We start from the raw sequence: 7,939 nt of genomic DNA, 5'->3' as shown, positions 1-7,939 counted from the left end.
GTTAGCACGGAACCACGGATAGCCTGGTTTTTGGCGGTCAAAACCGACAAAAAGCCGCCTAAAAAATAAAAATTAGAGGAGCAGATGCAATATGGGAGAAAACAATAATTTTCCGAAAGCGAAGATTTCAATACGCAATTTTGATTTGTTTTATGGAAATTTTCAGGCCTTGCATTCGATAGATATGGATATTCCTGAAAATAAAATTACGGCTTTTATTGGACCGAGCGGTTGCGGCAAGTCGACTTTGCTAAAATCTTTGAACAGAATGAATGATTTGGTCGAAAATTGCAAAATTTCTGGAGATGTTTTGCTTGACGGAACTAGCATTTATGAGGGCTGCGATGTAAATTTGCTTAGAAAACGCGTTGGAATGGTCTTTCAGAAGCCGAATCCTTTTCCAATGAGCATTTACAACAATATTGCTTACGGGCCTCGAACTCATGGAATTACAAAAAAAGCGGACTTGGACGAAATTGTTGAAAAATCTTTGCGCGAAGCGGCAATTTGGGACGAAGTTAAAGACCGCCTTAATAAAAGTGCGCTGGGAATGAGCGGAGGTCAGCAGCAAAGGCTTTGTATTGCGCGTGCTCTTGCCGTAAATCCAGAAGTTTTGCTTATGGACGAACCGACTTCTGCCCTCGACCCGATTTCGACCGGAAAAATTGAAGAACTTTGCGACCAGCTTAGAAATGACCTGACAATTGTAATTGTAACTCACAACATGCAGCAGGCGGCGAGAATCAGCGACAGAACGGCATTTTTCTTGCTTGGAAAGGTTGTGGAATACGGCGAAACCGAACAGATTTTTTCTACTCCAAAAAACAAAAAAACGGAAGAATATATTACCGGCCGTTTCGGTTGATTTATTCAAATTATTCAAAAAAAACAAAGTTTGCGGTGCAAAGCAGGAGGCATGATAAAAATTACATCCTTGTAATTTTTATCATTACAGTTTGTTCAAGCGTTGCTTTCACAAACTGTGATTCTCGCCATCCATGGCTCGCCGCTAATGCGGTGCAAAGCAGGAGGAAATCATGAGAACTAAATTTGATAATCAGCTCAAGGAACTTAACGATGCGCTGGTTTTTCTTGGCTCGGAATGTGAAGATTGTTTGACTTACGCAATGCAGGCGCTTGTGACTGGTCAAAAAGAAATGATTGAACGTGCAATGGAATGTGAAAGAAATACCGACGTAAAAAAACGTGAAATTCAGGCAATGTGCATGAGGCTTTTACAGCAGCAGCAGCCGGTTGCGGGAGATTTGCGAGTTATAAGCGCGGCTCTTCGTATGATAATTGATATGGAACGAATAGGCGACCAGGGAAGCGACATTGCGGAAATTTCAAACCATATTGATTTTAAAAAAAATGAATACAATAAGTTGATTACGCAAATGGCAGATATTACAATAAAAATGCTGAACACTGCGGTTTCTTCGTTTGTAAGGCGGGATGCAGAACTTGCGGCAACTGTTGAAAAAATGGATGATGATGTTGATGAGCTTTTCTTAAAAGAAAAAAACATCCTTGTCGATATGATGGGAAGCGGCGAAAAAACTGACAGAAAAACTGCGGAACAGACTCTTGAAGTGCTGATGATTGCAAAGTATTTTGAAAGAATCGGCGATCACACTGTAAATATTGCACATTCGGTAAAAACAATGCTGAACGACGGAAAAACTGCGTAATTTGCGGCTTGCGGAAACTGAGCGGTCAGACCGGGCAATTTGCGGTTTAGGCGGGGATTTGCGGTTAAAAGGCAGAAAGTGGATGCTCAGATCGGGCAATTTTCGGTCAAAAAGCGGCAAAAAACAAAATATGGGAGAATTGGTATGAAAATTTTAATTACTGACGACGAAGAGCCGATTCGTGAACTTATAAAATACAATGTTGAAAAAAGCGGGTTTGAAACGGTTTGTGCGGAAAATGCGCTTCAGGCGGTTCAGTTTGCGCGGTTGGAAAAACCAGATCTGATTCTTCTTGATCTTATGCTGCCTGACATGAGCGGTCTTGACGTCTGCCGGATTTTAAAAGGCGATGATTCTACCCGCTCAATTCCAGTCATCATGGTTACCGCAAAAACCGAAGAAAGCGACATTGTTACTGGACTTGAACTTGGAGCGGATGATTATATTACAAAACCATTTTCTACAAAAGTTTTGCTTGCCCGAATTCAATCTGTGTTGCGTCGTGCTCAAAATCAAAACTCTCCTGCGGTTTCTGGGGACGTTTTGACTGCCGGCCCAATTTCTGTCGATATTCCGCGTCACGAAGTTTTGGTTGAAGGCAAAAAGGTTGAATTTACTGCGACTGAATTTGCAATTCTTGAACATCTTGTGCGTCATGCAGGACAGGTTTTCTCTCGCCAGCAGATTATAAATGCAATCAAAGGTTCGGATTATCCTGTTACAGAACGGGCAATTGACGTTCAAATTTTGAGTATCCGGCACAAGCTTTCTGACGCTGGCTGCAAAGAAATGATTGAAACAATTCGCGGTGTTGGCTACAGAATGTACGGAGAAGAGGCAGTTGAGTAAATGATTAAGAAAAAAACAGTTTCGATTACAGTTTTGCTTTTTGTTCTGAACGGACTTATTTTGACTTGTGGATTTTTTTATCTTTTAAAGCAGAATATTTTGTCGGTTCGGACGGTTGCGGAAAATCAAACTGAAGAGAATTTGAGTGTTTTTGGAAATTCGCTTGTTCAAATTGTGTCTGAGCATTTAGGCGAAAAAAATAAAGATAAAAATATTGACGAATTTTTGAAAAAATTCAATTTTACGGATTCTGTTGGATTTCGCGGTTCAAATTCCTTGTCAAAAGATTTTCGCATAACGCTTGTTGCTCCAGATGGAAATGTGATTGGCGATTCTGAAGCTGATGAAATTTCAACTCTCGAAAATCACAAAGACCGCGAAGAAATTTCGGCGGCGCTTTCTGGAAAAGAAGGAAAGGCGATTCGTAAAAGTACGGTTTCAAACGACAACGTAATGTACTATGCCTTGCCGATTCAGACAAAAAACGGAATTTACGCATTAAGGCTCTCGGTTCCGCTTTCGATGTCAGTTTATTTTTCAACGAGCTCAAAAAAACAAATAATCGAAACCATGTGCACGGTTTTTGTAATAATTCTGCTTCTTACGTTCATTGTTTCTGCTTATATCGTTCATCAGATTAAAAAACTTGAAATTCTTTCAGGAGAATATAAAAAAGGAAATTTTGACGCAAAAAGCACTGTACGCTCTCCTTCTGAACTTAGAAAGCTTGGCAACCGAATGGAAATTATGGCGACAGAAATGCAGCGTCTTGAGCAGGTTCGCAAGGATTTTGTTTCAAATGTTTCGCACGAATTGAAAACTCCTGTTACATCGATTACGGGTTTTACGGAAACTTTGCTTGATGGCGCAATCGATGACAAGCCTACCGCAATTCACTTTTTGCAAATCATAAACGCTCAAAGCATAAGGCTGATGGCTATTATTGAAGATTTGCTTACGCTTTCAAGACTTGAAAAAGACAACAAAAAACCAGAAACCATGAAGCACGATGTTGTTGCTGCCACAAAACAAGTTTGCGAACGTTTTATGAGCAAGGCGGAACTAAAAAATATAAAACTTTTGTGTTCGGTTGATGTTGGAAAAAGCGATAAAGTCTGCTGTATGCTCAACGAAGGACTTTTTGACGAAGCCTTGGGGAATTTAATCGACAACGCAATAAAATACTGTCCGGAAAATACCGAAGTCGACTGTAAAGTAAAACTTTTTGCAGAGAGAAACCTTGTTCAAATTTCGGTGGAGGACAACGGCCAAGGAATTCCAAATGAATATAGGGAGCGGATTTTTGAACGCTTTTACAGAATTGACAAAGGCCGCAGCCGGGATATGGGCGGAACAGGTCTTGGACTTTCAATTGCGGCCCATATCATAAAAGCTCACGATGGCAAGCTGTATGTAACCGACCGCTTGGACAAGAAAAACGGCGCGCGTTTTGTAATCGAACTGCCGGTTATAAAACAGTAGAAAATGCTGTAAAAAATTATTTTGAAATTCGGGCTATAAGTTTTTCCATACATTCTTTTGAAAAATCAAAATATGTACGGCCTTTTTCTTTTTTTGCACCGAGTTTTAAATAATAGTCGATTGAACCTGTGTTAAAATCGAGAGCGCTCCATTCCAGTCCAATATAGCCTTCTTCGAGAACTTTTTTGCAAATATGAGCCAAAAGCCTTGTTCCGTAGCCTTTTCCGCGGAATTCTGGCTTAAAATAAATATCTTCGATATAAACACGTCCGCGAGCCGAATAAGAACCATAAACCGGATAATAAATCGCATAGCCGATTGCCTGACCGTCAAGTTCTGCAAAAAGCGCGGTGGCAATTTTACGGTCAAAAAGCCAGTGGCGCATCTCGTCTTCGGTTCCTGTTACATCTTGAGGCCGGCGTTCGTGTTCTGCAAGCCCAAGAATAAGTGATTTTAAAGTAGCCATGTCATTTGGCGTAACCGTTCGGATAGAAAATGAATCGTCCATGAGGAATCTCCAGTTTTTGTAATATTTGAATATCGTGGTTAAAAATCGAGGATTTGCGGACAAAAAATAAGCCCGAAATCAAATTCAATAATGCTATTCTATTTTAATTTTTGCAGAATGTCACACGGATTTGAGAATGATTTTATAATGAATGGAATTTTTATGCTTAAAACTGATTTTTGCTGCTGTTGTTCATAACGAGCTTTTATTATGGCACGGAAATGTTTTTTTTGCTAAAATAGTCTGAATATATTGAAGAAAATTGACGCAGGGGGAAGTGCGATGTACGAATCTGGTGAAGACTATCTTGAGGCAATTTTGCGCTTGCAGCTTGAAAATGGTTTTGTCCGCTCCGTTGATGTTGCTAATAAACTTGCTGTTTCTCGTCCAAGCGTAAGCCGGGCAATGGGACTTTTGGAAAAAGACGGTTATATAGAATTTACGCTCGGCAACACGATTAAATTGACGGAAAAAGGCCAGCTTAAGGCGGAAGATGTTTATGGACGTCACAAACTTTTAACACTTTTTTTGCAGAAAATTACGGGGCTTTCGGAAGAGCAGTGCGAAGAAAATGCTTGCCGTGTTGAACATCAGATTGATGTCGATGTTGTAAACGGCATAAAAAAATGGGTTGAAGAAAACTAAAATGGCTAAAAACAAAAAATCTGCGGTCTTGCCGTTAAGTTTTAGAGATGTAAAGAAAAACGAATACAAACTGTTTTTTTCGTATTTTAAGCCGCATAAATGGCTCTTTTTTGCGGATTTGTTCTGCGCAGTTTTTGTTGCCGCCGTTGATGTTGTTTTTCCAGTAATTTCAAGATTCACATTGAATAAAGTTTTGCCGCAATATTTAGATTCCGCCGATAGTTCAATTCAGCGGACTGTAATTTTTACTTTTTTTTCAATAATTGCGCTCTGTTTTTTAATGTGCGTTTTGCGGACTGTTGCGCAATGGTTTATTACATTTTTTGGACATGTTTTTGGTGTCGCCGTTGAAAAAGATATGCGGCGCGATATTTTTGAACATATCGAAAAGCAGTCATTTTCTTTTTTTGACAAAAATCGTACTGGTCAGCTTATGAGCCGCAGTACAACTGATCTTTTTGAAATTTCTGAACTAGCGCATCACGGACCGGAAGATTTGCTGATTTCGCTTTTAACGCTTTTTGGCGCATTTTTTGTAATGGTTTCAATTCGTTGGCAGCTTGCAGTAATTGTTTTTGTAACCTTGCCTCTTCTTATTTTTGCGGTTTATTCGAGCCGAAAAAGTTTAATGGGTTCTTCGAGCCTTGTAAAAGGAAAAACTGCGGAAATCAACTCGGCGGTCGAAAGTTCAATCAGCGGCGCAAGAACTACAAAAATTTTTACAAATGAAGATTACGAATTTTCAAAATTTGAAAAAAGCAATCAGAATTTTTTTGACGCAAAACGCCTTTATTACAAGGCAATGGCCGGAATGCACTCAAAAATGGAATTTGTCACTCACATTTTGAGCGTAATTATTCTGGCTGTCGGCGGATTTTATATAATGAAAGGAAAAATGACTCTCGGAGATTTGGTTGCCGCAAATATGTTTGTTGCCGCTTTTTTGCAGCCAATCCGTCGTCTTGCAAATTTTGTTGAGCAGTTTAGCACTGGAATGGCAGGATTTATGCGTTTTTCGGAAATGATGCAAATTCACGAAGAAATGCCGGAAAAACCTGGCGCAGTAGAACTTTCTGCAAAAATTGAAAATGTAGATTTTGAAAACGTAAGCTTTGGTTATTCGGAAAATTTTCCTGTCTTAAAAAACATTTCTCTCGAAGTAAAAAAAGGACAGACTGTCGCTTTTGTCGGACCGAGTGGCGGTGGAAAAACAACTCTCTGCAATCTTCTTGCGCGTTTTTATGAAGTTAAGGACGGTTCAATAAAAATAAACGGAATTGATATTCGCGATTACAAGTTAAAATCTCTTCGTTCGCAAATTGGTTTTGTTCAGCAGGATGTTTTTATGTTTGCTGGAACAATAAGAGAAAATATTGCTTATGGGCGGCCGGAGGCAACTGAGGAAGAAATTATTGAGGCTGCAAAAGAAGCGGAGATTTACGACGACATAATGAATATGCAGAACGGTTTTGACAGCGTAATCGGCGAGCGTGGAATTAAGCTTTCCGGCGGACAAAAACAGCGGATAAGCATTGCGCGCGTTTTCTTAAAAAATCCTCCTGTTCTGGTTCTGGACGAAGCAACAAGCGCTCTCGACAGCATTACCGAGCAAAAAATCCAAAATGCTTTTGACAGGTTGTGCAGCGGACGCACGGCTTTTGTAATTGCGCATCGCCTGAGTACGATAAAAAATGCGGACAAAATTGCCGTTTTGGAAAACCACAAAATTGTAGAAACCGGAACTCACGAACAGCTTTTGAACAAAAAAGGCGAATATTTTAATCTCTATACGGCTCAGGCGCGGATTTAGTTATAGCGCAGATTTTAAAATTTCAATTTTTCTTACAATTTTTATTCTTTTTTTTGATAATTTATTGAAAAATCTTGAATGAAATTTTGCATTATGCTTAAATCAATTTGCGACTAATTCGCAAATTGAAATATGGCGAAAATCAATTATTCTACTGAGCAGAGAAATTCTCTTCTTTCGTTTTTTAGCGAAAATCCCGACAAGATGTTTTCTGCAAAACAAATTGAGCTTGCCTTGAGCGGAAAAGAAATCAGCAAAAGCGCCATTTACAGAAATTTGGCGGAGCTGGAATCTGAAGGAAAAATTAAAAGATGTTCAAAACCAGGTTCGAGAGAATCTTTCTATCAGTTTTTTGATTGCAATTCCTGCCGGACACATATTCACCTTTCGTGCCAGAAATGCGGAAAAATTTTTCATTTCGATGAAGCGGCTGCGGAAAAACTTGTTGCTGCTCTTGAAAAAAATACAGGATTTGAAGTGAGCCGTGGCGAAAGCACCTTGGTTGGAATTTGCAAAAGTTGTGGAGAAAAAAATGAAAATGAATAAAGTTGTTACGTTTTTTTTTGCGGCGGTTCTTGCTCTGAGTTTTGCAGGCTGCAAAAAAAATCAAAATACAAAAACAGAATCTGAAGCAGAAAAACAAAAAATAAAAGTTGTTGCAACAATTTTTCCAGAATACGATTGGGTTAAAAATTTGATTGAAGGCAGCGACAGTTTTGAGCTTGAACTTCTTGCAAAAAACGGAACAGACCTTCATTCTTACCAGCCGAGCACGGCCGACATTGTAAAAATTGCAAGTTCTGACCTTTTTATATATGTTGGCGGCGAAAGCGATTTTTGGGTTTCTCAGGTTATAAAAAATTCAAACAACAAAAATCAATTTACTGTAAATCTAATGGAAATTCTTGCGCAAAATGTTAAGGAAGAAGAAAACGTAGAAGGCATGCAAAGCAA

Annotated in this window: 9 protein-coding genes; 8 read left to right on the top strand and 1 reads right to left on the bottom strand. The window is 39.2% G+C overall.

The annotated features are described in order from the left end of the window. Positions 1-91: 91 nt before the first annotated feature. The 4 genes from pstB (at position 92) to B2X33_RS03430 (ending at position 4,022) form a co-directional block, all read left to right on the top strand. Complete coding sequence (gene pstB / locus B2X33_RS03445; protein WP_296017501.1) at positions 92-865, top strand: phosphate ABC transporter ATP-binding protein PstB; 774 nt, start codon at positions 92-94, stop codon at positions 863-865. A 172-nt stretch (positions 866-1,037) separates the two neighbouring features. Then, positions 1,038-1,691: a phosphate signaling complex protein PhoU gene (phoU, locus tag B2X33_RS03440; RefSeq protein WP_296017506.1), complete on the top strand. Its 654-nt coding sequence runs from the start codon at positions 1,038-1,040 to the stop codon at positions 1,689-1,691. Positions 1,692-1,835: 144 nt separating this feature from the next. Beyond that, positions 1,836-2,540: a response regulator gene (locus tag B2X33_RS03435; RefSeq protein WP_296667674.1), complete on the top strand. Its 705-nt coding sequence runs from the start codon at positions 1,836-1,838 to the stop codon at positions 2,538-2,540. Then, a complete protein-coding gene (locus tag B2X33_RS03430; RefSeq protein WP_296667672.1) occupies positions 2,541-4,022 on the top strand; it encodes a sensor histidine kinase in 1,482 nt (493 codons plus the stop codon). Between the two features lie 16 nt (positions 4,023-4,038). Here the strand turns inward: B2X33_RS03430 and B2X33_RS03425 are convergent, their stop codons facing one another. Then, a complete protein-coding gene (locus B2X33_RS03425; RefSeq protein WP_296667670.1) occupies positions 4,039-4,530 on the bottom strand; it encodes a GNAT family N-acetyltransferase in 492 nt (163 codons plus the stop codon). 282 nt (positions 4,531-4,812) lie between these two features. Here B2X33_RS03425 and B2X33_RS03420 point away from each other — a divergent pair, with 282 nt between their 5' ends. From B2X33_RS03420 to B2X33_RS03405, 4 genes are all read left to right on the top strand, one after another. Then, positions 4,813-5,175: a metal-dependent transcriptional regulator gene (locus B2X33_RS03420; protein WP_296017559.1), complete on the top strand. Its 363-nt coding sequence runs from the start codon at positions 4,813-4,815 to the stop codon at positions 5,173-5,175. Position 5,176: 1 nt separating this feature from the next. Further along, complete coding sequence (locus tag B2X33_RS03415) at positions 5,177-6,985, top strand: ABC transporter ATP-binding protein (protein ID WP_296667668.1); 1,809 nt, start codon at positions 5,177-5,179, stop codon at positions 6,983-6,985. 132 nt (positions 6,986-7,117) lie between these two features. Then, on the top strand, positions 7,118-7,531 hold the full coding sequence (locus B2X33_RS03410; RefSeq protein ID WP_296667666.1) for a Fur family transcriptional regulator: 414 nt from the start codon (positions 7,118-7,120) through the stop codon (positions 7,529-7,531). Next, positions 7,518-7,939: metal ABC transporter substrate-binding protein (locus tag B2X33_RS03405; protein WP_296667664.1), on the top strand; the 422-nt coding region annotated here is incomplete at its 3' end. The genes B2X33_RS03410 and B2X33_RS03405, both read left to right, overlap by 14 nt.

The sequence above is a fragment of the Treponema sp. UBA785 genome, from assembly GCF_002297065.1.
GTDB lineage: Bacteria > Spirochaetota > Spirochaetia > Treponematales > Treponemataceae > Treponema_D.
This window is presented reverse-complemented; position numbering and strand designations above follow the sequence as displayed.

Excerpts from the sequence above, each read along its gene's own strand:
- pstB (WP_296017501.1), top strand. The coding sequence starts at position 92 with ATGGGAGAAAACAATAATTTTCCGAAAGCGAAGATTTCAATACGCAAT.
- phoU (WP_296017506.1), top strand. The coding sequence starts at position 1,038 with ATGAGAACTAAATTTGATAATCAGCTCAAGGAACTTAACGATGCGCTG.
- B2X33_RS03435 (WP_296667674.1), top strand. The coding sequence starts at position 1,836 with ATGAAAATTTTAATTACTGACGACGAAGAGCCGATTCGTGAACTTATA.
- B2X33_RS03430 (WP_296667672.1), top strand. The coding sequence starts at position 2,541 with ATGATTAAGAAAAAAACAGTTTCGATTACAGTTTTGCTTTTTGTTCTG.
- B2X33_RS03425 (WP_296667670.1), bottom strand. The coding sequence starts at position 4,530 with ATGGACGATTCATTTTCTATCCGAACGGTTACGCCAAATGACATGGCT.
- B2X33_RS03420 (WP_296017559.1), top strand. The coding sequence starts at position 4,813 with ATGTACGAATCTGGTGAAGACTATCTTGAGGCAATTTTGCGCTTGCAG.
- B2X33_RS03415 (WP_296667668.1), top strand. The coding sequence starts at position 5,177 with ATGGCTAAAAACAAAAAATCTGCGGTCTTGCCGTTAAGTTTTAGAGAT.
- B2X33_RS03410 (WP_296667666.1), top strand. The coding sequence starts at position 7,118 with ATGGCGAAAATCAATTATTCTACTGAGCAGAGAAATTCTCTTCTTTCG.